The following is a 25,589-nucleotide window of genomic DNA, read 5'->3' on the forward strand; positions in this document are numbered from 1 at the left end:
TCCTCTTGCAGGCAACAGGATCGGAACGGCGATGGAAGCCAGCACCGCGTGGCCACGTCATATGGATCGTTTGATCGCAATGATCGACGATGCGCTCAACCGGCAGGTCAACGCCATCCTCCACCATCCCGAATTCCAGGCGATGGAGGCGAGATGGCGGGGGCTGGCGCTGCTGGTCAATCAGGCCGAACGCGCCGACGACGTGAAGATCAAGATATTGAGCATCGGCTGGAAACAGCTGTCGCGCAATTTCGAGCGCACGACCGATTTCGACCAGAGCCACTTGTTCGAGCTCGTCTACAGCCGCGAATTCGGCATGCCGGGCGGCGAGCCCTTCGGCCTTCTGATCGGCGACTATGAATTCTCGCCCGAGGACCCCGCGGATGGCGATGCGATCGGCGCGCTGACGCAGATCGGCATGGCCGCCGCCGCCGCCTTCTGCCCCTTCGTCGCCGGGGCCTCGCCGCAGGCGATCGGACTTCAGCATTTCAACGAGCTGAACCGCGTCCATGATTTTTCCTGGCTCGCCAACGATCCCCGGCGCATCCGCTGGAACGGATTGCGCGCCCGCGACGATTCCCGCTTCCTCGGGCTGGTCGCGCCGCGCATCCTGATGCGATCGCCTTACGAGCCATTCGCCCGCCGCCGCGACGATCATTTCCCCTTCCGGGAGAGCATCGCAGCCGATGGCAGCACGCTGCTCTGGGGCAACGGCGCCTTCGCCTTCGCCCTGATCGTCATCCGCAATTTCATCGAATCCGGCTGGTTTGCCGATATTCGCGGCGTCAGCCAGGACGCGGTGGATGGCGGCCTGCTGAGCACCGACGAGCTCGCGCCCTATGAGCTGGGGATCGAGAGCCATGGTCTTTCCGCGCAGGCGCCGGTGGAAATCCGCCTCACCAATACCCAGGAGCAGCAATTCTGCGAACTCGGCCTGGTGCCGATCGCCACCACCTATCTTTCTTCCTCGGTGATCTTCAATTCCAATCAGTCGCTGCATGCGCCGCCGCATTATTCCAGCGAGCAGGCGCGGCAGAACGCCCGCATCGCCGCCATGCTGCAATATGTGCTGTGCGCTTCACGCTTCTCGCACTATCTGAAGGTCATCATGCGCGACGAGATCGGCCGCCTGTCGGACGCCGACGCGATCGAGCGCAAGCTCAACGATTGGCTCACCCGCTATACGCTCGGCAATGACGATGCCGACCTCGCGCTGCGCACCCGCTTTCCGCTGCGCTCCGCCGGCATCACGGTCAGCGAAATCCCCGGCAAGCCCGGAATATTCTCCTGTACCGTCCGGCTGCAGCCGCATTTCCAGCTCGACGACGTCTCGACGAGCTTTCACCTCATCGCCGAGACCGCGACCGTGGCGAATGCGCCCTCGCGCACGGCCCTGCCGCAAAGGATGTCCGCATGACCCTGTCCGCCCGGATTGCCGAAGCCCTCGGCCAAAACGCGATCGAAGATGCGATCGAGCTGGTAAAATCGCATCTGAAGACCGCACCGTCGGACAGGCAGGCCCGCAATCTCTATATCGACCTGCTGGTGCTGGTCGGCGATTACGAGCGCGCCGATGCGCAATGCAATCTCGCCAGCACCTTCGCACCCGACGACGTGATGGGTTTTGCCATGCTGCGCAACCAGCTGAGAGCGATGGCGGCCCGCGCGGCATGGTTTACCGACGCGGCGACGCCCGATTTTCCGCAAGGGCCGAGCGATCTCGACAAGGCGGCGTTGAAACTCGGCATCGCCCATCGGCAGGGATCGGCGCAGGACACAAAGGCCGCGCTCGAAGCGCTTGAGGAAGTGCGCGGCGAGCGGCCGATGATCTGGAACGGCAAGCCGGTTTCCGACTTCCGGGATCTGGACGACCGTATTCCGCATGCGCTGGAAGTCATCATGAGCGGCGGCGGTTATCTCTGGGTGGATTTCGCCAAGATCGCCTCCGTAGACATCGAACCGATCGCGCGGCCGCGCGACCTGGCATTCCGGCGAGCCGAGTTGCAGCTGGTCGACGGCGCCAGCGCGCCGGTCCTGCTTCCGGCGATCTATCACGGAACGCCGGCGGAGGGAAAACTCCTGCTTGGCCGAGAGACGGACTGGGTCGACGAAGCCTCCGGCATCACCATCGGCCGCGGCCAGAAATGCTTCCTTGCCGGCGACGAGCTGGTGTCGTTCCACGATGCCGTCAAGCTCGAAGCGAACGGACGGACGGAGGAGACGAGGCGCTCTGCTCATGGCTGATCCACTGGAACGCTACCGGCCGCGGGAACGGGTCCTTGCCCGATCGATCCTCGATCGGCTGCTGGATACCAATCCGGACCTGCCGCAGGACCCACCGGCATCGACGGCCGAGCAGATCCGCGAATTGCGGGAGGGAATCCGCCGCGATCTCGAAGCGCTCCTGAACACCCGCCGCCGCCCGACCGCGCCGCCCGCCCTCTATGAAGAACTCGGCGACGCACTCGTCTCCTATGGCGTTGACGGCATGGTCTCGGCGAACCTGGTCACGGATGAAGCCAAGCTGCGCCTCGCCCGCATCATCGAACGCCGCATCTCGCTGTTCGAGACGCGTCTCTCCGAGGTACGCGTGACGATCCTGAAAAGCCGCACCAATGGCGAGCGGGCGCTGCGCATGCGCATCCAGGCCGCCTTCCGGGTGCATGAAGGCATGCCGCCGATCAGCTTCGAATCCACCATCGATCCATCGACCCAGCGCTTCCTGGTGGAGGCGGCCAATGGCTGACGGCTTCCTGCAGCGCTACAACGACGAGCTTTCCGCCATAAGGCGGCGGGCGGCGCGGTTTGCCGACGCCTTCCCGAAGATCGCCGGGCGTCTGCGCATGACGGGAGAGATCGCCGACGACCCGCATGTGGAGCGGCTGATCCAGAGCTTCGCCTATTCCGCCGCCCGCGTGCGGCAGAAACTGGACGACGAGTTCCCCGAGCTGACGGACGGGTTGCTGGAGACGCTCTATCCGCATTATCTGGCGCCCCTGCCCTCCATGAGCATCGTCCGCTTCGCGCCGAGCACTACGCTTGCCTCCGTTCAGACCGTGCCGCGCCATACGGAAATTTTCGCCGAGCCGATCGGCGGCGAGGCCTGCCGTTTCCGCACCACGCAGGATACCGACATCCTGCCGGTCGAGATCGTTTCGGCCTCGCTCTTCGGCCACCCGATCAGCGCGCCGCCGTCCCGCCATACCGGCGCCGCCGGCTGCCTGCGCCTGACACTGCGCTCGCGCGACCCCAACAAATCGCTTGCCGATGTCGGGCTGAAGCGGCTCCGGCTGCATATCCCCTCGGCCTGGCAGCGGGCCGTCGCCATCCACGAGCTGCTTGCCAATCACACGCTCGGGATCGCGCTGGCGCATCATGCCGACGACCGTAACCCGATCGCCCTGCCGGCCCGGAATCTTCGGCCGGTCGGCCTGGAGCCGGAGCAGTCGATGCTGCCCTATCCCTCCTCGAGCTTCATCGGCTACCGGCTGCTCACCGAATTCTTCGCGCTGCCGCAGAAATTTCTGTTCATCGACATCGATGGGCTCGATGTCTGGCGCGACGAAAAGCTGGAGATCTTCATCTATCTCAGCGAGACGGACGCCAAGCTCGAACGGAGCGTGACGGCGCGCGATTTCGTGCTCAACGCCACACCGATCATCAATCTCTTCCGCCAGACCTGCGAACCCCTGGCGCTCGACGGCACGCGCACCGAATACCGGCTGCTGCCCGACGCCCGGCGCCAGAAGACCCGCGAAATCTATGCCATAGAACGCGTCTCGGTCACCGGCCGTGGCGGCGAGGAGGAGCTTTGCCCGCCCTTCTTCGGCCGCAGCCAGAAAGGTGGAGCGGCATCGCTCTTCTGGCAGTGCAGCCGCCGCTTCGATGCCGACGACCGCACCTCGGACATGGACATCGCCTTCGTCGACCGGGGACGGCAGGCGGCCGGGCCGCTCGACAGGATCGCCAGCATCGACACGCTCTGCCTCAACCGCGACCTGCCGGAGCAGCTGCCCTTCGGCGGCGGCCATCCCCACCTGCAGCTTGCCTCCGGCAACGAGGCGGTCGGGGCCGTCGAGGCGCTCATTCCGCCGACGCCCTCGGTGCGCATGAACGAGCAGCAGGAGCGCAACTGGCGCCTGATGTCCCATCTGCTGCTCAATCATCTCTCGCTCTTCGACAATGGCGGCGCGGCTCTCAAGGACATCCTCTCGCTCTATGCCTTCCGCGACAGCCGCGAGACCAAACAACTGGTCGACGCGCTGATCCGCGTCGAGGCCCACAGCTCGACGGCCCGGCTCGGCAGCGGCGGCATGGTGCCGGGCACCGATATTCTGCTGGAATTCGATCCGGCCGCAATCGACAGGGCATCAGCCTATCTGTTCGGCAGCGTGCTCGACCGGTTCTTCGGCCTTTACACCTCCATCAACAGCTTCACCCGCCTCTCCATCTCGATGAAGGGGCAATCGAAACCGATCGCGGTCTGGCCGGCGCGCGCCGCCGAGCGCCAGCTTCTGTAGGAGGGTAGGACGAACCGATGAGCCTGCCCGCCGAAAACACGAGCGAAACTCTCGTTACCCTGCTCGAACGCGACCCCGGCCGCTTCGAGCCGGCGACGGCGTTCCGCGTGGCCCAGTCGGCGTCGGACGATGCCCTTTCCGTGGAAACCCCGGTGGGCGTTTCCCCCGCCCCGCTGGCGGTGAGCGGCCTTCGGCGCAAGGGCGCATCGGTTGCGGTGCGCAGCGCCATGGCGGCGCTGCTCGGCCCCCTCGGCTCGATGCCGCCAAGCTACAACGAACTGGTCATGCGCGAAGAACGCAACCGCGCGCGCGGGCTCGCGAAATTCTTCGAGCTCTTCAGCGCGCGGATGACCGAGCTTTTCGTCGACGCCTGCGAAAAATACCGCATTGCCCGGCGGCTGCGCTGGAACCGCGAACGCGACGGCAACAGTTTCGTCACCGCGCTGTTTGCAATCGCCGGCTTCGGCACCGCCAGGTTGAAGGAACAGGTTGGCGTCGACGACGAGCTGATCCTGCGCTTTTCCGGCTTCTTCGCCAGCCGGACCCGCAATACCGTCAACCTGCGCGCCATGCTGCGCGAATTCACCGGCCTGCCGGTGGAGATCGAGCTTTTCCGCGGCCGGTGGCTGAGCATTCCGCTTGGCGAGCGCAGCCAGCTGGGTCAGCCGCAGGGCGTACAGCTCGGCGTCAATGCCGCCGCGGGTGCGGCCATCCACGATTTCAACGGCAGCTTCCGCATCGTCATCGGCCCGCTCGACTATCAGGACTACCTGTCGCTTTCCCCCGGCGGCGAGAAGATCGGCGAGATATTCTCCCTTGCCAGGCTCTATGTCGGCCCAGCCCTCGATTTCGACATCCAGGTCGTTCTGAGGAAGGACCACATTCCCTTCTGCAGGCTCGGCGCCGCCGGCGACCCGCCAAGGCTCGGCTGGAACAGCTGGGCGCGCGTCGCCGTGGCCGAGAGCGACAGCGGCGACGCCATCATCGCCGAACCGCGTCCGTCCATGCGGGCCACGGGTTGAGGAGGCGGCGATGCGGCTCGAGCTGAGACAGATCGCAGGGATGGAAGGCGGCGCGAAGTGGTTCTTCGAGCGCGGCCGGCGCACGCTCGGGCGCTCGCCGGATTGCGATTGGCAGCTTTCCGATCCCAACCGTCTCATCTCGAAGATCCATTGCGCCATCGAGCGCGACCGCCAGGGCTTCCTTCTGCGCGACCAGAGCGCCAACGGCACGCGGGTGGACGGCGCCATGGTGCTGGAAGGCGAAACGAAACGCCTGGCCGACCAATCCCGCATCGAGATCGGCGGCCTTGTCTTGGCCGTGGTCGTCACCGGCGAGGCGGACAGCGAGATCGGCGATCCCGAAACCGGGCTGAGCCTGAGCGACGAAACGCTGACGATCTCCTCGATCCTCGCCGATGTCGCGCCAGGAGGACGAACTGCAAACGGCATATTGGGCAGCCGCATCGGCGATGATCTGGCGCCGGGACCCTCGGATTGGGGACGGACGGATGCCGCCGCGAAATCGATCCGCGACGTCGAGATCGGCTGGAGCGGACCGCCCGAGACCTCCGGCATCAGCCCAGTGCTTCCCAACGACTGGAACGCCGATTTCGACTATGGCAGCCAGCTGGAACATGGGGCAGCAACGCGCGTCTCCGTGCCGGTCAGCCGCAGCCGCAACACGGTCGAGGTGGACGGCGGCGCAAAGACCATCGTTGCGGCCAACGACATCGACTTTGCCGACGAGCCACCGGCGGATCATCCGACGCCCAAGGCCAGCCATCAACTTGCCGGCAGGCTGGAAGCGCTCATCGACGGGCTGGAGCAGACCCTGGTCGATAGCCTTTCGATCTTCGATGTCGAAATACCCGACGACGACACGGCCCGCCTGTCCGGCGGCGGCGAGGAGCAGCTCGTTGCGCGCTTGAACCTCCTTCTGTCGCGGCAGATGAGCTTCAACGGCGCGCTCGCGGCACTTCTCAATCAGGCAAGCCAGACGCTGGAACCGCGCATGATCGAAGCGCGCGTCGATGCCGCGTCCCGCAAGCTGCCATGGCCGGGCAATCGCGGATACTGGCAGGCCTATCGGGCCCAATTCGAAAAAGACGGCAGGAGCCTCTCCATCCGGGACGTGTTCGGCGAGGCGATGCGCGCCTCGCTCGCCCCCCGGCGGGAGGAGGAGACCGCCGACATGGAAAAGAGGACGAGCAACAACCGATGAAGAACGAAAATCGAGTGGCTTGGAGCGAGGGCATGTTCCTTCGCGTACAGCATTTCCAGCAGGCCGATCGATGGACGGAGCGGCTCGTGCGCACGACCGCGCGCGGGCTTGCGCCCTATCCCTGGGGCGTGGCCGAAATCGGCATCGACCGCAGCGCGCTGGCGATCGGCCAGTTCGCGCTGTCGAACCTGCGCGGCATCCTGCCGGACGGCACGCCTTTCGAGGCCCCGGTCGACGCCGACCTGCCGCCGCCGCTCGATCTCGACGAGACGATCAAGAACGCGGTCGTCTACCTCGCGCTGCCAGCGCGCCAGCCCGGCAAGGCCGATGTCGCCCAGAATGGCGGCGCGGCGCGCCATAGCGTCCGTCTGGTCGCCACGCCCTATGAAGCGCCGGACTCCAATGTCGAGACGGATTTCATGGCGCCGATCGATGTCGGCCGCCTGAGCCTCAAATATCTGAAGACCGGCGACGAGCTGGCCGGCTACGAGCTGATCGGGCTTGCCCGCATCATCGAGGTGCGCTCCGACCGGGCCGTGATCCTCGATCCGGACTATATCGCGCCCTCCCTCAATTGCGCCGCCGAAGCGCGGCTGTACGAGCTGGTCACCGAGTTGCTCGGCATCGTTCGGCATCGAGCCGAGGCGATCGCCGAGCGGATCGGTGACCCCACCATTCGCGGCACGGCAGAAGTCGGCGACTATTTCCTGCTGCATATCCTCAACCGCGCCGATCCGATGCTGCGGCATATCCAGGCGAATGCGACGCGGCTGCATCCGATCGAATTCTACGAGCAATGCATCCAGCTTGCCGGCGAACTTGCCACCTTCACCATGGACAGCAAGCGGGCGAGCGATTTTCCGCCCTATCGTCACGACGATCTGAAGGCGACCTTCGCCGCCGTCTTCGACGATCTCAGGACATCGCTCTCGGCGGTTCTCGAACAGGCCGCCGTCTCGATCGAGCTCGCGGAGCGCCGCCATGGCGTCCGCGTCGGCCTGATCAACGACCGCTCGCTGCTGAAGGATGCCGGCTTCGTGCTGGCGGTGCGCGCGGAGATGTCGGCGGAGGACGTGCGGCGCAAGCTGCCGGCGCAGATCAAGGTCGGGCCGGTCGAAAAGATCGCCGATCTCGTCAACGTCGCCCTGCCCGGCATTCCCGTCCGGCCGCTGCCGGTACTGCCGCGGCAGCTGCCCTATCGCTCGGGCACGATCTATTTCGAGCTCGACACCAAGAATCCGCTTTGGAAACAGCTTGATACGTCCGGCGCGATCGCCTTGCACCTTGCGGGCGACTTCCCCGGTCTGGAGATGGAACTGTGGGCTCTCAGAGAATGAAAACGCCGCAATCGACATCCTGGCAGGATCTACCGACCATCATCGAGCTGACCGAGGACGGCGCGCGCAAGAACGAATCCGCGCGCAAGATGGCCGAGCTGCTTGACGAGGCCATCGTACCGGCGGAGGGCACGACCAGCGGCTGGTCGGTCGGCGCGCTGGTGCGCGATTTCCGCTTCGGCGGCGAGGAGGTGCCGACGATCGTACGCTCGGCGGCCCCGCTCCTCAATCTCGCACACAGCCTGCGCAACACCGAGGCACAGCCCGATATCGAGGAATTACGTCGGGTGGCGATCGATGCCGTCGGCCGCTACGAGCGCGATCTCGCCAGCGCCCGCATCAGCGCCGAGCGTGCCCGCGCCGCGCACTATATCGTCTGCGCGACGATCGACGACGTCGTTCTGAGCAAGCCATGGGGCGTGCGCGCCGGATGGGCGCGCTCGGGGTTGGTCTCGACCTTCCACATGGACGTGACCGGCGGCGACCGGGTCTTCGACCTGCTCGACCATTTCCATCAGAGTCCGGGGACGAACAAGGACCTGCTACTTCTCATCTATCTGTGCCTGTCGCTGGCTTTCGAGGGCCGCACCCGCGTCTCGGCGCGCGGCGCACTGGAACTCGGCCGCATCCGCGACAGCCTCTACAAGACCCTGCTCGGCCAATATGGCGTCTTCGAACGCGAGCTCTCGCCGCATTGGCGCGGTGTTTCCGCGCGGCACAAGCCATTGCGCACCGCCGTCGCGCTCTGGACCGCGCTGTCGGCGCTCGTGCTGCTGTTTGCGCTCGGCTATCTGTTCTTCACACTGTCTCTCAACCAGGCGTCCGACGGCACCTTCCAGCGGCTGGCGAACCTGCCGCCGCATGAGACGCCGAGCGTGCTCATCGACACGCCGAAGCCGCCGGTCGTCATTGCCGAGCCGGAGCCGCCGAAACCGCAGCCTCCGGTGCAGACGCCGGCACCGCCGAGCAAGCTCGATACGCTGCTTGCCTTCCTGCAGCCGGAGGTCGACCGCAAGCTGGTCACGCTTTCCAATGCAAACGGCCGGCTGCTGGTGCGCATCAACAATTCCGGCCTCTTCGCCACCGGAAGCGCCGAAGTCAGCAGCGAATTCCGCGATCTCATCCAGAGGATCGGCGGCGCGCTCGCCTCGGAGAAATTCCGCGCCGTGGTGGTCGGCTATACCGACAATGTCCCGATCCGGACCTTGCAGTTCCCATCGAACTGGCACCTTTCCGAAGCCCGCGCCCGCGCCGTCGGCGATATCCTCGCCGCCTATACCGGCAAGGATGCCATCCTGACGGAAGGACGCGCCGACAGCGAACCGCTGGCCAGCAACGCCACGCCGGAAGGGCGCGAGACGAACCGCCGCACGGAAATCCTGGTTCTGACCGATCCCAACGAAACGCTGCGCGACGCCGATTTCAGCACGCGGCCGACGCCCGCACCGGAGGCCACGCCATGAATCCGCTTGGCGCCTTTTATACGCTTCGCTCCTATGTGACCGCCTATGCCGGCCTTCTCGGCCATCGCTTCATATCGCTGATCTGGATCGCCGCGATCTGCGTCGTCATCTGGTTCTACGGCTATATGCTCGGCTATGGCAGCTTCAAGCCGCTCGCCGGCGTCAACGCCCGCATCATCGCCATTGCCGCCGTCATCGTGGTGTGGCTGATCTACCTCGCCGTCAGAGCCTATCGCTCCCGCATGCGCGACAAGGCTCTGGTCGAGGGCATCGAGAAGGATGCAGCCTCGGATGCCGCGAGCCAGCAGGCCGAAGTCGGCGAGATCCATAGCCGGCTCAAGGAAGCACTCTCCCTTCTGCGCCGCGTCACCAAGAAGCGCTTCGGCTATGTCTACGAACTGCCCTGGTATGTGATCTTCGGCGCGCCCGGCTCCGGCAAGACCACGGCGCTCACCAATTCCGGCCTGAAATTTCCGCTCGGCGATGCGCTGGGCAGCAATTCCGTCCAGGGCGCCGGCGGCACCCGCAACTGCAATTGGTGGTTCGCGGACGAGGCGATCCTCATCGACACGGCCGGCCGCTACACCACGCAGGACGATCTGAACGGCGCGTCCAAGGCGGGATGGGAAGGCTTCCTCGGCCTGCTGCGGAAATATCGCCGCTCGCAGCCGATCAACGGCGCGCTGGTGACGCTATCGATCGGCGATCTGCTGGCGCGCGGCCACGAGGCACAGCTCGAAGAGGTGCGCGCCATCCGCAAGCGCCTGTCCGAACTGGACGAATTCCTGCAGGCGCGCATCCCCGTCTATGTCGTCCTGACCAAGGCCGACCTTCTGACCGGCTTCGTCGAATTCTTCGACGGTCTCAACAAGAGCGACCGCGAACAGGTCTGGGGCACGACCTTCGGACTCGACGAAAGCTACGACGGCCGGAACCTGCCGGATCGCTTCATCGAGGAATTCGCGCTTCTGCAGGAACGGGTCGGCAGCATGCTCATCGAGCGGCTGCAGCAGGAGCCGAACATCGAGGTGCGCGGCAGGATATTCCGTTTTCCGGCCGAGCTTGCCTCGCTCAAGGAGAAGCTGCACGAGGTTCTGACCGAGCTCTGCTCGGCCTCGGCCCTTATCGAAGCGCCGCTGATCCGCGGCGTCTATTTCGCCTCCGGCACGCAGCCGAACGAAGCCGCCTCGGCCGTAGCCGCATCGCCGCGCCTGCGGCGCAGCTACTTCCTCTCCCGGCTGTTCAAGGACGTGATCTTCGACGAGGCCTCTCTCGTGGCGCGCGACCGGCGGCTGTCGCGCCGGCAGACGTTCATCAAGCGGGCGGCCTATGGCGTCGCGGCGATCGCATTCGCCGTGGTCTTTTCGAGCTGGATCGCCACCTATTTCCAGAATTCCAGGGCGATCGCGGCCGCCGACAAGCGCATCGACGCTTACGAGAAGCTCGCAAGCGGCATCCAGATCCGTGACGTGACCGACGCGGATTTCCTGCGCGTCCTGCCGGCGCTCGACAATCTGCGCGCCGTCACCAGCGGCTTTGTGGAGGCGCGGGTCTGGCCGACCAGCTTCGGTCTCGATCAGGAAGACAAGATCGCCAGCCGGCAGCGCGGCGCCTATCAGCGTGCACTCAGCTCCCTGCTCCTGCCGCGCATGCTGGTCCAGTTGCAGAAGACCATCGCCGACAGCGCCGACACGCAAAAGACCTTCGACGCGCTGAAGCTCTACGGCATGCTCGGCGGCCTCGGGCCGATGGACAAGGATTTCGTGTCGCAGCAGGCCGAGGACATGTTCGCCTCGCTCTATCCCGGCGAAGGGCGGATTGCAGCCCGGCAGGCGCTGACCGCGCATGCGGAGACGATGGCCGAAGGGCCGCTGCCGGCGATCGCGCTCGACAACCAGCTTGTCGCCAAGGCGCGCGACGCCATCCGCGCGCAGAGCATCGCGGCGCGCGCCTACGACATCCTCACCCATTCCCGCCACGCGCGGGCGCTCGAAGCCTGGATTCCCGCCGATGCGCTCGGCCCGCTCGGCGAACAGGCCTTTCAACGCAAATCCAAGGCGACGCTGCGCGACGGCATTCCCGGTCTTTTCACGGGCAAGGGTTATCGCACGGTCGTGCTGCCTGACGTCACCGACGCCGCGCGTGAAGCGCTCAAGGAACAATGGGTGCGGGGCGAGGACAGCAATCCCGCCGGTATGACGACGGACGTCGTCGCCCAGGCCGCCTTGCAGCTCTATTTCGACGCCTTCGAGAAACAATGGTCGACGCTGCTGGCCGATCTGCGCGTGCGCCCGTCGCAGACCCTTGCCGACGCAACCGAGACGACACGCATCCTCGCGGCCAATCCGAGCCCTCTCGAAGCTTTCCTGAAATCGATCGCGGCGACAACCGATCTGCGGCCTGGTAACGGCGCCGAGATCGCCTCGCTCGATGATGTGCCGGATGCAGCCGTCACCTCCGCGCTCGCCGGTGCTGCCAATGCTCCCGATCCCTATGGCCCGCTGCGCGCAGCGCTCGAGGTGCCGCGCAACCCCAAGCCGGATGACGGCACACAGGCCGAAGGCGGCAAGGATGCGCCGCGCTCGCAGATCCAGACCCTCCTGCCGATCCTGCAGAATGTCTACAACCAGCTGTCGCGTGCCTCGACCTCGACGGCGGACGTCGCCCGCGTCTTCGACGCCGGCGGGCAGCTGACCACGGCCAACCAGGACCTTCTGCAGCAGGCGCGCGGACTTCCCGCACCCGCCGATGCGCTGGTCGCCGGCATTACCGCCGATATCGGCGCGCTTGCCGTCAAGACGGCACGCGGCAGGATCACCGATCTCTGGGCCGCCGAAGGCGCCAATCTCTGCTCAGGGATCGTCACCGGGCGTTATCCCTTCGACCGCACATCCGATCAGGACGTGGCGATGGCGGATTTCGTGCGCCTGTTCGGGCCGGAGGGGCTTTTCAAGACCTTCTTCAAGACCAGGCTGGAGGCCTTCGTCGACACCAGCGCCCAGCCCTGGGGCTGGCGCGGCACCTTCGGCGGCGACAGCATTCCGAGCCAGGCGATCGCCCAGTTCGAAAACGCCGACAAGATCGAACGCGCCTTCTTCCCGGCTGGCAGCGAGAAGCCGGCGGTCTCCATCAACATCAAGCCGGTGTCGCTGACGGATTCGGCCAATACCGTGATCATGGACATCGAGGGCGAGCGCGTCGTCTATTTCCATGGCCTGCCGCAGGCGAAATCCATCGCGTGGCCGTCGGCCGGAGCCGAGAACCAGTCTCGCATCACCTTTCTGCCTGGCGGTTGGCCGCAGGCGACGACCAAGAGCGGCGACTGGTCGCCTTTCCGGCTGTTCGATTCCGCCAAGATCACCATGCAGGGCGCCGATCTCTTCCGGGCACGGTTCGACAAAAACGACCAGTCCGCCGAGTTCGACGTCCAGTTCGGCTCCGTGCTCAATCCATTCCGATTGCAGGCCCTGTCCGACTTCGCCTGCCCGAGCCAGTTCTGAGGGTGGCGCCGATGAACGAGCGCCTTGCCCGCACCGCCTCGCCGCAGGAGCCCGACGGGATCGGTTTCTTCGGCAAGCTGCCGACGCATGGCGATTTCGTCTCCACGGCACTGGGGCGCCGTCTGCAATCGGAGCTGGATCAATGGATTCAGAGCGGCCTCGGCGCGATGGAACCGACGCTCGGGCAGGATTGGCGGCGTCTCTTCCATGCCTCCCCGCCCTGGCGCTTCGCCATCGCCGGTGGCGTCTGGTCGCCCGCCGCCGTGGTCGGTGTGCTGCTACCGAGCAGGGATCGCGTCGGGCGCAGCTTTCCGCTGGTCATTGCGGCGCAGCTGCACAAGTTCACTGGCCGCCTGCGCGATATCTGCGAGGATGACGTCTGGTTCACCGCCGCCGAAGCCCTGGCCGAGACCTCGACCAAGACGGATTTCGACATGACGCGCTTCATGGAGGGCATCAAGCGCCTGCGGCTGCCATTCGCCAGGGAACGCGTCGGTGAGGATCTTCCCGCTCCCGATGCGCAAGCGCCGGCATCGCTGTGGTGGCGCATGACCCTCGGCACCCGGCATGGAAAAGGCTTCAAGACCAACGGCCCGCCGGCCACGCAGGATTTCCTGAAGCTTGTCACGGTGGAAAGAGCCGAAGCGCCGCCGGCCGAACCGATAGCGGCACCGGCGCAGCCACCCGCAGCCCGTCCCCCGGAATTGCGCGAAAACCCGGCGCCTGCAAAGATAAGACGCGCCATCGAAAGCAGCTATGCCAGCCATGCCGGAACGCGGCTGACGCTCAATGCCGATGCGCTCCTCGTCTCCGAGAAACCGCGCCTGTTCGCGCTCGCCGACGGTGCCGGCGATGGCATGAGCGCCATCGAAGCCGCAAGGACCGCGACCAGCGTACTCTCCGGCGTGGCCGATCACGACAGCCTGCAGATGCTCGTGCAGGACATCAAGGGCAAGCTCGGCCATGCCAACAGCATCCTGCAGACGAAAGCGGCATCCGGCGAGCGCCAACCGCCCTTCGCCAGCATCATCATCGCCGCTCTTCACGGCGCGGAGCTGGCACTTGTCTGGGCCGGAGATGCCCGCTGCTACATATTGCGCGACGGAATGATGCGTTGCCTCACCCGCGATCACGTCGATGTCGGCCTCAAGCGGTCGCTCGCAAGGGGGCTCGGCCTCAAGCCGCAATTCCTGCCCGACACCGTCCTCGACACGCTTCGTCCCGGCGATCGCCTGCTCCTGTGTGGCGCCTCGCTGCCTCGCACCCTTGCCGATCGCGTCATCGCCGAAATCCTGATCGAAACGCCGACCGAACGCGCCGCCGAGACCCTCGTCCAGGAAGGGTTGATCGCCAATTGCCGCGAGAATCTGAGCGCCATCGTCATCGGTATGCCATGAGTGACGATCTGCCCACGGAGGACTTGCAGGAGATCGCATCCCGGTTTTCCAGCCTGCTGCGCATCCTAACCCATGGCAACGGCGGCGAACGCCCGCGTAAGACGCGCGACATGCTGATCGACCGGCTGCGCGACGCGCTGGACCGCCGCCTTCCGCAGCTTCCCTCCGAAAACCCCGCCTTCATCGCCCGCAGCTTCCTGCTGGAAGAGACGGTCGACCGACGTGCCCGTACCGAAATCGGCAGGTTGCGGCACCGCGACCTCGGAACGCTTCACGCGCTCAAGACGGTCCCGGCCGACCGCGTCGCCGATGCCGTCGACCGCGATCTTCTGCTGCGCGAGGCCCGGATCGGGATGGCGCTGCGCCATCCCTGTCTCGTTCAAACCCAGATGGTGTTGCGGCTGGCGGACGGACGTCCGGCAATTGTCATGGAATGGGCAGGCCAGCCACTGTCCGAACGGCTTTCCAGCAGCCTCGTATCCATAAGCGCCATCATTGCGGGGATGCGCCGGCTGCTCCGGGGGCTGCGGGCGATCCATGACACCGGCTATGTTCATTGCGACATTTCACCGGGAAACCTGCTTTTGCCGGACGACGATTTCAGCGGATTGAAGATCGCCGATTTCGGCGTGGCCTTGGAGCGGGGCAAACGCCACCGCGATCTCGACATCAGGATCACCGGCACGCCCTCGTTCATGGCCCCGGAACAGGCGGACGACGCGGCGGCCGATCCGCGCAACGACCTCTATTGCGCCGGCCGCGTGCTGAGCCTGCTGCTCGAAAGATGCCAGGAAACGGGCAACGATGCCGAGGGGCTTAAAGCCCTCGCCGGACATCTCTCAGCGTCGGACGCCAGCATGCGCCCCGCAAGCGCCGGCACGGCGCTCGGACTTCTCGACGAAGCCGAGAGAAATATCGCGCGGTCGTAAAACCGCGCGACGACTGTTTTAGTTGGCGGCGCTCGAGGCGCTGGGAACCGGGGCCGCGGCCGTCGGCACGCTCTTCTGGTAGACGGTCAGAAGCTTTGCGGCATCGACCATGCCGGCATTGCTGGCAAAGAGAGTATCGCCGTCCTGAATCTGGAAGCGCTGCATCAGCACGAAGTTCGAGACGTCCTTCAGATTGACGCGGTAGATCACCGGCTTGACGGAAACGACGGTCGGCGCGGCACCGGGCTTTGCCGATGCGGCAGCCTGCGAATAGACATTCTGGTTGCGGAACAGATAGAAATTGCGGGAATCCGCGCGGTCGTCGAGCAGTCCGCCGGCCCGGGCCAGAGCTTTCGCCAAGGTCATCTTTCCGGGTTCGAACGGGAACTCGCCGACGCTCTTGAACGCTCCAAGCGCGGTGAAGCTCGGCGTATTGTCGTTAACGAAAAGCTGGTCGTCGGGCAGCAGGTACACATTCTGGCGGTTATCCTGAAGCACCCGATCGAGCGGCGCGGTTGCCCGCTGCGAGCCACGGGTGAGCGTGACGGTCGCCGAACCCGGAGCCGAAGAGGCGCCGCCGGCAAGCGCGATGGCATCCAGCACACGCTCCTTGCGCGCCGACAGCGGGAAGCGCCCGGCGGAACGGACCTTGCCATCGACGGTCACTGCGCTCGACGGCTTGTCGACCACCGTCACCACGGCTTGCGGATTGACGGCCGAACCCTTGAGCCCGTTGACGATCTGCGTTTGCAGGCCCTCGGGCGTCGAATCGAGTGCCCTCTGCTTGCCCACGTAGGGCATGGTGACAAAGCCTTTGGGATCGACGGTGAAGCGGCCGAGATTGAGCGACTTGCTCTGCGTCGACGACAACAGCCCGTCCTCACCGGTGTCCAGCACGGTGACGTCGATCACGTCGCCCCGCCGCAAACGGGTGTCGGAAAAACCTGCGGAGCTGAAACGGGCGAGTCCCTGATCCGTGGGCGCATAAGCGGGTGCGGCCACCGCACTACCCATGGGCGCATCCGCCAGGGCGACGACCGGAATCTTCTCGCCTGAATGCGGCAACGTCGCGTTGTAGATATTCCCGGCGCTCGGCCCGTCTGATGGTCTTGCACATGCACTCAAGACAACCATGAGTGCAATCGGCGCCAGTCTCCGCATTCCCGAATCTCCTCTGGACACTTAAGGCAAGGGAGAAATAACAACCACAAGGCGGGAGGCAATATAAGAAGCGTGCAAAAAACAAATTATGACAGTTTCGAGGCACAAGCTGTGACCTATTGGCCACCGATGGGTGTTTGAAACCAGTGGAAACAGGTGGGTAGAGACACTGGAAACGATCGTCGGCATCTCCCTGTTCGTCCGGCTCGCCCCGGCCATCGTGCGGCCATACAAGATCAACATCGCCTGCCGGCAATGCGGCCTTCAGGGACACGATACGGATGGCGCGCACTGCAAGGCCTGCGGCCATCTGCTCAATATTCCCGATTTCGACGATTGAGCTACGGCCTAAAGCGCATCGCGATCTTTCAGATTCGTGTCTTGCGCTTTAGGTCCTTGATTTTGCGCATGTCGTTGTCGCAAAACCGCGGCACACTTTTGCGCGACATGCTTGAGAGGCGGATCGGCCGGCTTCAGTGTCTACTCGAAGACCCACCCGAACAGGAAAAGGGCGGGGTTGACCATGGATCAACCCCGCCCTTCCTTCAGCCTGTCGATTGCAGTGTCGCGTCAGGATGCCATGGCATAGAGGCGATGCTCGGACACCGCGGCGCTGCGTGTCCTGAACCGCCGCACAAGCTCGGCCAGGTTTTCGGTTTCCTGGGTCAGGCTCTGGGCGGCGGCCGTGGTCTCTTCCACCATGGCCGCGTTCTGCTGGGTCACCTTGTCCATCTGGTCGCCGGCCGCCGAGACTTCCCTAAGGCTTGCGGCCTGCTCGCGCGCGGCAACCGCGATTTCCGCGACCGTCGAGCTCATCGCGGTCACCTGCTCGACGATCTGGGCGAGCGACGTGCCGGATTCACCCACGAGTTCGACGCCGGTCCGGACCTGCGCGGAAGAGGTGGAGATCAGTTCCTTGATCTCCCGGGCAGCACTCGCCGATCGCTGGGCAAGTTCGCGCACTTCCTGAGCGACGACGGCAAAGCCCTTGCCAGCCTCGCCGGCGCGAGCCGCCTCCACGCCCGCATTGAGGGCAAGGAGATTGGTCTGGAAGGCAATGTCGTCGATGACGCCGATGATGTTGCCGATCTTGGAGGAAGAATTCTGGATCTCCGTCATCGCCGCGATCGCACGGGCCACGATCGCGCCGCCATTTTCGGCATTGGCACGCGCGGTGGCGACCGTGGTCTGGGCGTGGCTTGCCCCCTCCGCCGTGCCGTTGACGCCTCGCGTCACATCGCCAAGGGCTGCCACCGTCTCCTCGAGCGAAGCGGCTTGCTGCTCCGTGCGGCGGGCGAGATCGTTGGAGGCCGTCGAGATTTCCGCGAGGCCGGATTTGATCGTGCCGACCGCCCGGATGACGGAGTCGACAGCCTCTTCCAGGCTGGAAACGGAATTGTTGAAATGATCCCGGATACGGACATAACGACCGTCGACCTCGCCGACACGGGCGGTGAGATCGCCTTTCGACAGCGCGTCCAGACCGAGCGAGATCTGCTGGAAGGCATGTTCCATCACCTGGGCGTCGGCAAGACGCTCTGCCTCCTGGCGCAGACGATCCTCTTCGGCGGCCAGGCGCGCACGCTCAGCATTGGCTTCCGCGACGACCTTGGCACGGCCGGTCTCCTGGAACACCCTGAGGGATCGTGCCATGGCACCGAGCTCGTGGCGCAGCTCGGTTCCTTCCACCACCATCGTATCATTGCCATGGGCCAGCAATTCCATCGTCCGCGCCATCTTGCGGACCGCCGAGGAAATCAGCTGGCCGACGAAGTAAGCGAGCACGAGACCGATGACGATCAAGAGGCCGCTGATCATGAAGGTCGTGCGGGTCGTGGAGGCGACCGTCGTCTCGACGGAGCCGTCCAGCGTCTTCTGCGCATTCATCACGGTGGCCTGCAGATCCCTGAAGCCCGTCGCGATCTTCGGCGCCAAGACGTTAAGCTCGCTCTCTCGGATCTTGTTGGTCGCCAGCAGAACGTCGCGCACATCGCCGAGACGGCCGGTATAGTTCTGCATCAGCTGGCCGGCGCCCAGAACGCGTTTGCGCTGCAGGTCACCTTTGGCGGCCTTGGCGGCGGCATCGTTCAAGCCCATTGCCTCGTTCAATGCCGACTGCGCGATGTCATAGGAAGCCAGATCGCCCGAGTGGATAAAGCGTTCCGAGAAATACAGGCTGCGGTTCAGGGCCTCGAGCGTGGCCGCCGTCATATGCAGCAGCGTGACGTCGTTCTGACGCCAGGCACTGCGCATCACGTCGTTCAGCGCGATGCTGGTCCAAGGCCCGAATTCGGTGACCTTGGCGATCAGGGCGTCGCGCCGGGCGTGAAGGGATACTATCTGTTCGAAGGCGTTGCTGTAGGCGGCGACATTCTGGCGAATACTCGCCATCCCGGCCTGCAGGGCGCCGTCTCCGGCAAAGCGCGGATCGTCAGCGGCAAAGGCCTTGACCCCCGCATGGAAGCGGTCGACGACATCCTGCGTCGGGCTCGACCGGAAGGCTTCCACCGACATCTGGATTTCATGCAATTGCGTGCTGTAGTCGGAAATTGCGAGACTCTGGCCGGCGGTGGTGCGGTAGGACGAGAAGATGGACGAAAGTCCCTCCATGCCGGAAATCGCATTGACCGACAGCAGGCTCATGAGCAGGATCAGCGGCACGAAGCCGGCAGTGATCTGGGCGCGGATGCCGAGTTTATTCCAAAAGCGCAACATCATGATCCCCTCTGCTCACTGGCTCTTCGGCAGGTATTGAGCGATATTCTGCGGCGTGACGAGCTCGAAGGGGACGTTGTTTTCCCTCGGCACCTTCTGTCCGCCGATCAGCTTCAGCGCGGCATCGACAGCCGTGGCGCCCTGTCCGACCGCACTTTGAAGAATGGTGACGTCCAGGTCGCCGGCTTCCATCGCCGCCAGCGCATCATCCGTCGCATCGACGCCGGCAACGACGACATCCTTCATCGACATGCCATTGCGCTTCATGGCGCGGATCGCGCCGAGCGCCATCTCGTCATTATTGGCGATGACGGCATCGAACTTGACCCCTGCCGACAGCCATTCCTGCATCTGCTGGTCGGCATAGTCGCGCGACCAATAGGCAGCCTGCCGCTCCACAATCTCGATACCCTTGCAGTCCGGCGTGGCCAGGACATTGTCGACATCCTGGGTTCGGGCTCTGGCGGCCGCATGGAAGGGTTCTCCCATCAGCACCACGACGCGGCCCTTGCCCTTCATCAGCGAGCAGACTTCCTTCGTCTCCAGGGTGCCCGATTCCTTCTCGTCAGATGCGACCACCACCTGGTTTTCCGGCAGGTCGGACAGGTTCGAGGGAATGTTGTTGATATAGATGAGCGGGATGTGGGCATCGGCGGCAAGCTTGGTCATCTGCGGTCCAAGATCGCCGTCCGAAACGGCAACGATGATGGCATCGACCTTATCCGCGATCAGCTGCTGGATCTGCTTCTTCTGAAGCTCGTTGTCGCCCTTGGCGCTCTGCGTGACGAGCTTCAGACCGGAAATCGTCTTTCCATGCGACAGAACGCCATTGAGCAATGCGGTTCTGAACTTGTCCAGATCGGACATCGAGACGCCGATCGTCTGTGCACTTGCAGTGGAGACGGACAGGGCCATCACAAAAGCAGCTAATATGGTTTTCTTCATATCCCCCTCCGTAAGACATTTACCGAGCTGAATATTTATAGTGATAGTTTGGTTAAAATTTAATTTTCATTCGCAGAATTATTTTAGAAATTCGTTAAATGTAATTTAGTGCGGCCCATAGTCAGTATATTATGCCAAGTTAATATTATTAATACATGGAATAATGGACCATTTAGGAAGTATTACTTGGTGCTTCTTTCAGCCTTGGGGCGGATCCCGAAAGCCATCACCCGCCCGGCGCGCTTGCTCGGTAAAGCAAAGCGGCCGGACGCCATTCCATCGCGTTTCAGTGCGTTTCAGCGCGTCTCGAGTATCCGCAACAGCCGACCCCTATAGGTATCGAGAATGACGGCAAGGACGATGACCGCGCCGATGACGATCGGCTTGATATTGTCGTCGGCTCCGAGAAGCTGCAGTCCGGTGGACAGGACCTGCAGGATGCAGGCGCCGACCAGCGTTCCGATGATCGAGCCCTTGCCGCCCGAGAGGCTGGTGCCGCCGATGATGACGGCGGCGATGGCATTCAGCTCATAGCCGATACCTGCGACGGGACTGCCGACATTCAGACGCAGCAGGTAGACCATCGCGGCAATGCCCGCCGTCAGCCCGGAAATCGTGAACACGGCGATCTTGTATCGTTTCGGCGTATGTCCCGAAAGCCGCACGGCCTCCTCATTGGTGCCGATCGCAAAGACGAAACGGCCGAAAACCGTATAGCGCAGGATGAACCAGCCGACGAGGACGACGAGGATGGCGATCAGGAAGATCGACGGGAAAATGCCCCAGAAGATCAGATTGCCAAAATCGACGAAGGGCTGCGGCAGGCCGGTGATGGTGGAGTTATCGCTGACGACCCGCGCCAGGCCGCTTGCGACGTTCAGCATGCCGAGCGTGACGATGAAGGAAGGAAGCTTCCACTTCTCGCACACCCAGCCGTTGACCGCGCCGAGGATGGCTCCGGTTCCCATCGAGGCGAGCGACGCCAGAACGATCGCCTGCCACGGTGAAAACCGCGGATCGATCATGATCGTCGCGCCGATGACCGTGCAAAGCGCAAGCAGCGAACCGACGGACAAATCAATGCCGCCGACCAGAATGACGAAGGTCATGCCGGCCGCGAGCACGGTATTGATGGAGATCTGGACGAAGATCTTGAGGAAGTTTTCCGGCGTCGCGAAATAGGGCGCCGTCGCCGAGAAGAACGCCAGGATCAGAATAAGGGCGATCGCGACGCCGGCTTCCTTCATCGAGATGCGAATGAGGCTGTCCCAGAAACGGCTCTCCTTCGCATCGGTCTTGTTTTCAACGTTCCCGGACACGACTGTACTCCTTGTAAGCGAGTGAGAGAATCCTGCTCTCTTCAAACTCTTCCCGCGCTATTTCTCCGGCTATCTTGCCGCCGGACAGGACGATGATGCGGTGGCATATGCCCATGAGTTCCGGCAGGTCGGATGAGACCACCAGAATGCCCTTGCCTTCGGCGGCGAGCTTCCACAGAAGCTCGTAGATCTCAACCTTCGCACCCACGTCGATCCCGCGGGTCGGCTCGTCGAAGATCAGCACGTTGGGGCCGCGAAACAGCCATTTGGCGATGACCACCTTCTGCTGATTGCCGCCGGAAAAGGTCCTGACCGCCTGGCGGATCGAAGGCGTCTTGATACGGAGCTCGCGCACGAGACGCTGCGCATGCCCATCCTCCACCTTTCGCAGGATCAGCCCCTTACGGGAAATCTTTGCGGGGTCGGTGATCGTGGTATTCTGCGCGCAGCTCATGTCGAGCATCAGGCCCTGCATCTTGCGATCTTCGGTCGCCAGGCACAGGCCGGCGGCGACGGCATCCCTGGGCGAATTGATCTCGACCACCTTGCCGTTGATGCGGATCTCGCCGGCCGCCTTGACGTCGGCGCCGAAGATCGCACGAACCGCTTCCGTCCGGCCGCTGCCGACAAGGCCGGCGACGCCGACGATCTCTCCCTTACCGACGGAAAAGGACAGCTCCGGGCTGCTGCGCGTGACCTTCAGGCCGGAAACGCCGAGCGCCTCGCCCGATACCGCGCTGTCCTCGCGGAACACGCCATGGTCGGCGATCGCCCGCCCAACCATGAGTTCGACGATATCCGGAATCCCCAGCCCCGCGAGCGGACGCGTGATCACATGCTGGCCGTCGCGCAGCACCGTCACGTCGTCGCCGACCTCGAAGATCTCCTCCAGCCTGTGGGAAATATAGAGCGTGGTGACACCGCGGCTCCTCAGCCGCTTGAGGATCGCAAACAGGCGATCGACCTCCTTGGAGGTCAGGGTTGCCGTCGGTTCGTCGAGAACCAGCAGCTTGCTTTCGTAGCAAAGCGCCTTGGCGATCTCGAGAAGCTGGAGCTGCGCGACGCTCAAGCGGCTCGCCAGGGTGGTTGGAGCCACGTCGAGACCGACATCCGCCAGAAGCTCGGCGGCCCTGCGGTTCATTTCCGTGTAGTTCACGAGGCCATATCGGCGCGGAAGATGCTCGAAGAGCAGATTTTCGGCGACCGTGAGATTGGAAAGCGGATGCAATTCCTGATGGATGACACGGATACCCGCCCTGAAGGCCTCCAGCGGGGACGCCGGATCATAGCGTTTGCCGTCAAACAGGATCTGACCGTCATCCGGCTTGAACACACCGCCGAGCAGGTTGATCAGCGTGGATTTCCCGGCACCGTTCTCGCCGAGAAGAACATGGCCCTTGCCGCGGCCGATCTCGATCGAGACGTCCTTGAGCGCCACGACGCCGGGGAAGCGCTTGCCGATCCCCTGCAGCTTCAGGATGAAGTCATCTGGTGCGTCTGACACGTCCACCTCATGCGCCTGTTATTTCGAATTGGAGATGGCGATTCCGGCGCCCGGCACATTGCGGCCGAGCGCCGATGTGCGCCGCCCGGAGCCATCGGCATGGAGATCGGCCGGTCACTGGATCGCGCCGGCCAACAGCCGGCGCGTCCTTCAGCCTTGCAAGCCGACGATCTCGACTACTTGAGGTCCTGGGCGGTGACGAGCTTGATGTCCGTCTTGACCCAACCGGTGAACTTTTCACCGGCAAGCTCGCGAAGACCGTATTTGATGCCCATGACCGCCATCTCGGCGCCATATTGCTCGACGGTGGCGAGCATCTTGCCGTCCTTGATCAGCGGCTTGACCGGCGGGATATTGTCGAAGCCGACGACCTTGATCTTGCCGCTCTGGCCGGTTGCGTCGAGTGCCTTGACGACGCCGAGCGCCATGGAGTCGTTGGCGGCCATCACGCCCTGAATATCCTTATACTTCGTCAGGAAATTCGTCATGACGGTGTTGGCTTCCTCGGTCTCCCAATGGGCGGTCTTGCTGTCCAGGAGCTGGAGCTTGCCGCTGTTGATGGAATCCATGAAGCCTTCCTTGCGCTCCTTGGCGTTGTCGGCCTCGGGATTGCCTTCCAGGATCACCACCTTGGCGCCGGGACCGAGATCCTTGGCGAGCGCATCGCCGGCAAGCTTCGCACCTTCCTTGTTGTCGGGGCCGAAGAAGGCGAGATCGATGCCGGCCGCCTTCTTCGCGTCAGCATCGAGCGGCACGTCGATATTGATGACCTTGACGCCGGCCTTCACCGCCTTGGCAAGCGGGGTGGCCATCGCCTTGGAGTCGGCCGGCGCGACGACGATGATGTCGTATTTCTGCGTCACGAAGTTTTCGACGGCGTCGACCTGCGCGGCGAAATCTCGCTCGTCTTTCATGCCAACGGCCTTGAAGTCGAACTTGTCCTTGTTCTCGGCGGCATATTTGTCGGCGCCCGCCTTCATCTGCTTGAAGAACTCGTTCGACAGGGACTTCATGATCAGGCCGACCTTGGGCTTGCCGGCTGCGAATGCGGGCGATACGCCGCATGACAGCGCCAGCATCAAGGAGCCTGCGAGACCGAGCTTCAGCATCGTGCGGCGCGGCGCATTGCTCAAGACATGATTGTGCTTCTTGGAATTCGACATTTCTTCCTCCCGATAACGATCCAGCACCCAGCTCCATCCGGGTTGTCGATAGAATGAACCGTTTCCACGATCTTTGGGTATCAACGCCTCGATAAATTGTCAAGGCACCGGATTTGGCGGAAAATAATCCACATCACGGATATTTCATCCCATCATTATGACTTGCAATGAACCGTTTCCATTGTGGATGGCGATGGCTCTGTGTTATGGCTCGGTAGCGGCTGAACCTGGCGCACAGCCCCTTCATGAGGGCCATGAAGGCCGTCGACCAGGGCCTGGATCAGCCGGCTCTGATTGTCGTTGATGCCGAAGATGAAGGAACTTATGTTCTCGCCATGTCAAAGGTCGGAATTCGAGAAGTTGCCAAGCTTGCAGGTGTCTCCACCGGGACCGTCTCAAGGGTTTTGAACGATCACCCATCGGTCACGGAGGAGCTGAGAGGGCGGGTCAGACGCATCATAGGAGAGCTCGGCTATACGCCCGATCCTTCCGCCAGGAGCATGCGCGGCAAGGTCAGCCGCCTCATCGGCATCGTCATTCCCGACCTGACCAATCCCTTCTTCGCCGAACTCGTCCAATCCGCCGAACAGGCGGCGGCCAGTCATGGCTACAACATCATCGTCATGACCTCCTTCGATCATGCGGCGAAGGAAGCCGATCGCATCGCACAGCTGACCAGCCGAAAGGTCGATGGCATCATCGTCGTTCCCAGCAATGATTTCCATGCGATAAAGCCCCCGAAAGGTCTGCCGATCGTCGTCGTCGACCGGCTCTTGCCAGGCTATTCCGGCATTGCCGCCGACCATCGGGACGGCGCCAGGCTCGGTGTCGATTATCTTCTGAAGCTCGGCCATCGCCGCATCGGCTTCATTTCCGGTCCGAAGGATTCCGTCCCCGCCAATGATCGCCTCAAGGGCTATCTCGATGCCATCGGCCAGGGAGCGGATGATCCGCAATCGCGGGGATCGTCTCTGATTGCCGAAGCCACCTTCGATTACGAAAGCGGCCGGGCCGCCGGGCACTATCTTCTCGCCCGGGCGCGCCACGAGCGCCCCACTGCCATCTTCACCAGCTCGGATCAGCAGGCGATCGGCTGCATGCGGGCCGCGCACGATCTGGGTATTCCGATCCCCGCGGCACTTTCCATCGTCAGCTTCGACGGCATCCCGCTCTCGCGAATGACGACCCCGCGCCTGACGACGGTGAAGCAGCCGATTCAAAAGATCGCCGCTGCGACCGTGGCGGTTCTGCTGAACAAGCAACCGATGCCCGCCGTCGGCAGCCCGCTTTTATTTGCCTGCGAACTGTCGGAGGGCGAGACGACATCTCCGCCTCAACCCGACTATGACAATGCCATCTTCTCGCGGCTGTCCAGCAATCATTAGGAACGGATGAGACATCGGACCAATGGTC

The 25,589-nt window shown here is 63.7% G+C and carries 18 protein-coding genes and 1 pseudogene; 13 read left to right on the forward strand and 6 right to left on the reverse strand.

The annotated features are described in order from the left end of the window. The first annotated feature begins 31 nt into the window (after nt 1-31). Genes tssC through FHX11_RS15290 form a run of 11 tightly spaced genes read left to right on the forward strand, consistent with a single transcriptional unit; the run spans nt 32 to nt 15,369 of the window. Nucleotides 32-1,417 carry a type VI secretion system contractile sheath large subunit gene (tssC, locus tag FHX11_RS15240; RefSeq protein WP_184358484.1) on the forward strand — a complete coding sequence of 462 codons (1,386 nt, stop codon included), beginning with the start codon at nt 32-34 and terminating at the stop codon, nt 1,415-1,417. Then, nucleotides 1,414-2,244, forward strand: coding sequence for a type VI secretion system accessory protein TagJ (locus FHX11_RS15245; RefSeq protein WP_184358485.1), 831 nt, complete (start codon nt 1,414-1,416; stop codon nt 2,242-2,244). Before tssC ends, FHX11_RS15245 begins: the two co-directional genes overlap by 4 nt. After that, on the forward strand, nt 2,237-2,746 hold the full coding sequence (tssE, locus tag FHX11_RS15250; protein ID WP_184358486.1) for a type VI secretion system baseplate subunit TssE: 510 nt from the start codon (nt 2,237-2,239) through the stop codon (nt 2,744-2,746). The genes FHX11_RS15245 and tssE overlap by 8 nt, the downstream gene beginning before the upstream one ends. Next, the gene (gene tssF, locus FHX11_RS15255) at nt 2,739-4,520 is read left to right on the forward strand and encodes a type VI secretion system baseplate subunit TssF (RefSeq protein ID WP_184358487.1); all 1,782 of its coding nucleotides are present in this window, start codon (nt 2,739-2,741) and stop codon (nt 4,518-4,520) included. Before tssE ends, tssF begins: the two co-directional genes overlap by 8 nt. 17 nt (nt 4,521-4,537) lie before the next feature. Further along, nucleotides 4,538-5,542, forward strand: a complete 1,005-nt coding sequence (gene tssG / locus FHX11_RS15260; protein WP_184358488.1) for a type VI secretion system baseplate subunit TssG — start codon at nt 4,538-4,540, stop codon at nt 5,540-5,542. Between the two features lie 10 nt (nt 5,543-5,552). Further along, nucleotides 5,553-6,743, forward strand: coding sequence for an FHA domain-containing protein (locus FHX11_RS15265; protein ID WP_184358489.1), 1,191 nt, complete (start codon nt 5,553-5,555; stop codon nt 6,741-6,743). Next, nucleotides 6,740-8,080 carry a type VI secretion system baseplate subunit TssK gene (tssK, locus tag FHX11_RS15270; protein WP_184358490.1) on the forward strand — a complete coding sequence of 447 codons (1,341 nt, stop codon included), beginning with the start codon at nt 6,740-6,742 and terminating at the stop codon, nt 8,078-8,080. The genes FHX11_RS15265 and tssK overlap by 4 nt, the downstream gene beginning before the upstream one ends. After that, on the forward strand, nt 8,077-9,543 hold the full coding sequence (gene tssL, locus FHX11_RS15275) for a type VI secretion system protein TssL, long form (RefSeq protein ID WP_184358491.1): 1,467 nt from the start codon (nt 8,077-8,079) through the stop codon (nt 9,541-9,543). The genes tssK and tssL overlap by 4 nt, the downstream gene beginning before the upstream one ends. Next, nucleotides 9,540-13,043 (forward strand): type VI secretion system membrane subunit TssM, encoded by a 3,504-nt coding sequence (tssM, locus tag FHX11_RS15280; RefSeq protein ID WP_184358492.1) that lies wholly within the window; start codon nt 9,540-9,542, stop codon nt 13,041-13,043. Before tssL ends, tssM begins: the two co-directional genes overlap by 4 nt. Before the next feature lie 11 nt (nt 13,044-13,054). Continuing rightward, nucleotides 13,055-14,440, forward strand: a complete 1,386-nt coding sequence (tagF, locus tag FHX11_RS15285) for a type VI secretion system-associated protein TagF (RefSeq protein WP_184358493.1) — start codon at nt 13,055-13,057, stop codon at nt 14,438-14,440. Further along, nucleotides 14,437-15,369: a protein kinase gene (locus FHX11_RS15290; protein WP_184358494.1), complete on the forward strand. Its 933-nt coding sequence runs from the start codon at nt 14,437-14,439 to the stop codon at nt 15,367-15,369. Before tagF ends, FHX11_RS15290 begins: the two co-directional genes overlap by 4 nt. Nucleotides 15,370-15,387: 18 nt before the next feature. Here FHX11_RS15290 and FHX11_RS15295 read toward each other — a convergent pair whose 3' ends face one another. Beyond that, nucleotides 15,388-16,530, reverse strand: coding sequence for a polysaccharide biosynthesis/export family protein (locus FHX11_RS15295; protein WP_184358495.1), 1,143 nt, complete (start codon nt 16,528-16,530; stop codon nt 15,388-15,390). Between the two features lie 178 nt (nt 16,531-16,708). On the opposite strand from FHX11_RS15295, the pseudogene FHX11_RS15300 reads away from it, so the two are divergent. After that, nucleotides 16,709-16,870: pseudogene (locus tag FHX11_RS15300) on the forward strand (ion transporter); the annotation flags it as partial. Between the two features lie 230 nt (nt 16,871-17,100). On the opposite strand, the gene FHX11_RS15305 reads toward FHX11_RS15300, so the two are convergent. From FHX11_RS15305 to FHX11_RS15325, 5 genes are all read right to left on the reverse strand, one after another. Further along, nucleotides 17,101-19,245, reverse strand: a complete 2,145-nt coding sequence (locus tag FHX11_RS15305; protein WP_184358761.1) for a methyl-accepting chemotaxis protein — start codon at nt 19,243-19,245, stop codon at nt 17,101-17,103. Nucleotides 19,246-19,260: 15 nt separating this feature from the next. Further along, a complete protein-coding gene (locus tag FHX11_RS15310; RefSeq protein ID WP_184358496.1) occupies nt 19,261-20,190 on the reverse strand; it encodes a substrate-binding domain-containing protein in 930 nt (309 codons plus the stop codon). Nucleotides 20,191-20,486: 296 nt separating this feature from the next. Continuing rightward, nucleotides 20,487-21,509 carry an ABC transporter permease gene (locus FHX11_RS15315; protein WP_184358497.1) on the reverse strand — a complete coding sequence of 341 codons (1,023 nt, stop codon included), beginning with the start codon at nt 21,507-21,509 and terminating at the stop codon, nt 20,487-20,489. Further along, nucleotides 21,493-23,013: a sugar ABC transporter ATP-binding protein gene (locus FHX11_RS15320; RefSeq protein WP_184358498.1), complete on the reverse strand. Its 1,521-nt coding sequence runs from the start codon at nt 23,011-23,013 to the stop codon at nt 21,493-21,495. The genes FHX11_RS15315 and FHX11_RS15320 overlap by 17 nt, the downstream gene beginning before the upstream one ends. Nucleotides 23,014-23,189: 176 nt before the next feature. Then, entirely contained in the window at nt 23,190-24,176 is a 987-nt protein-coding gene (locus tag FHX11_RS15325) for a sugar ABC transporter substrate-binding protein (protein ID WP_184358499.1), read from the reverse strand. A gap of 335 nt (nt 24,177-24,511) precedes the next feature. Between FHX11_RS15325 and FHX11_RS15330 the strand changes: the two genes are divergently transcribed. After that, on the forward strand, nt 24,512-25,561 hold the full coding sequence (locus tag FHX11_RS15330; protein WP_184358500.1) for a LacI family DNA-binding transcriptional regulator: 1,050 nt from the start codon (nt 24,512-24,514) through the stop codon (nt 25,559-25,561). Nucleotides 25,562-25,589 lie beyond the last annotated feature (28 nt).

This window comes from Rhizobium sp. BK602, from assembly GCF_014195095.1.
In the GTDB taxonomy this organism is placed as follows: Bacteria; Pseudomonadota; Alphaproteobacteria; order Rhizobiales; family Rhizobiaceae; genus Rhizobium.

What these genes read in the sequence shown, in the direction of transcription:
- tagF (WP_184358493.1), top strand. Translation starts at nt 13,055, where the DNA reads ATGAACGAGCGCCTTGCCCGCACCGCCTCGCCGCAGGAGCCCGACGGG.
- FHX11_RS15295 (WP_184358495.1), bottom strand. Translation starts at nt 16,530, where the DNA reads ATGCGGAGACTGGCGCCGATTGCACTCATGGTTGTCTTGAGTGCATGT.
- FHX11_RS15245 (WP_184358485.1), top strand. Translation starts at nt 1,414, where the DNA reads ATGACCCTGTCCGCCCGGATTGCCGAAGCCCTCGGCCAAAACGCGATC.
- FHX11_RS15310 (WP_184358496.1), bottom strand. Translation starts at nt 20,190, where the DNA reads ATGAAGAAAACCATATTAGCTGCTTTTGTGATGGCCCTGTCCGTCTCC.
- tssE (WP_184358486.1), top strand. Translation starts at nt 2,237, where the DNA reads ATGGCTGATCCACTGGAACGCTACCGGCCGCGGGAACGGGTCCTTGCC.
- tssF (WP_184358487.1), top strand. Translation starts at nt 2,739, where the DNA reads ATGGCTGACGGCTTCCTGCAGCGCTACAACGACGAGCTTTCCGCCATA.
- tssL (WP_184358491.1), top strand. Translation starts at nt 8,077, where the DNA reads ATGAAAACGCCGCAATCGACATCCTGGCAGGATCTACCGACCATCATC.
- FHX11_RS15305 (WP_184358761.1), bottom strand. Translation starts at nt 19,245, where the DNA reads ATGTTGCGCTTTTGGAATAAACTCGGCATCCGCGCCCAGATCACTGCC.
- tssM (WP_184358492.1), top strand. Translation starts at nt 9,540, where the DNA reads ATGAATCCGCTTGGCGCCTTTTATACGCTTCGCTCCTATGTGACCGCC.
- FHX11_RS15330 (WP_184358500.1), top strand. Translation starts at nt 24,512, where the DNA reads ATGTCAAAGGTCGGAATTCGAGAAGTTGCCAAGCTTGCAGGTGTCTCC.
- FHX11_RS15265 (WP_184358489.1), top strand. Translation starts at nt 5,553, where the DNA reads ATGCGGCTCGAGCTGAGACAGATCGCAGGGATGGAAGGCGGCGCGAAG.
- tssG (WP_184358488.1), top strand. Translation starts at nt 4,538, where the DNA reads ATGAGCCTGCCCGCCGAAAACACGAGCGAAACTCTCGTTACCCTGCTC.
- tssC (WP_184358484.1), top strand. Translation starts at nt 32, where the DNA reads ATGGAAGCCAGCACCGCGTGGCCACGTCATATGGATCGTTTGATCGCA.
- FHX11_RS15290 (WP_184358494.1), top strand. Translation starts at nt 14,437, where the DNA reads ATGAGTGACGATCTGCCCACGGAGGACTTGCAGGAGATCGCATCCCGG.
- FHX11_RS15325 (WP_184358499.1), bottom strand. Translation starts at nt 24,176, where the DNA reads ATGTCGAATTCCAAGAAGCACAATCATGTCTTGAGCAATGCGCCGCGC.
- tssK (WP_184358490.1), top strand. Translation starts at nt 6,740, where the DNA reads ATGAAGAACGAAAATCGAGTGGCTTGGAGCGAGGGCATGTTCCTTCGC.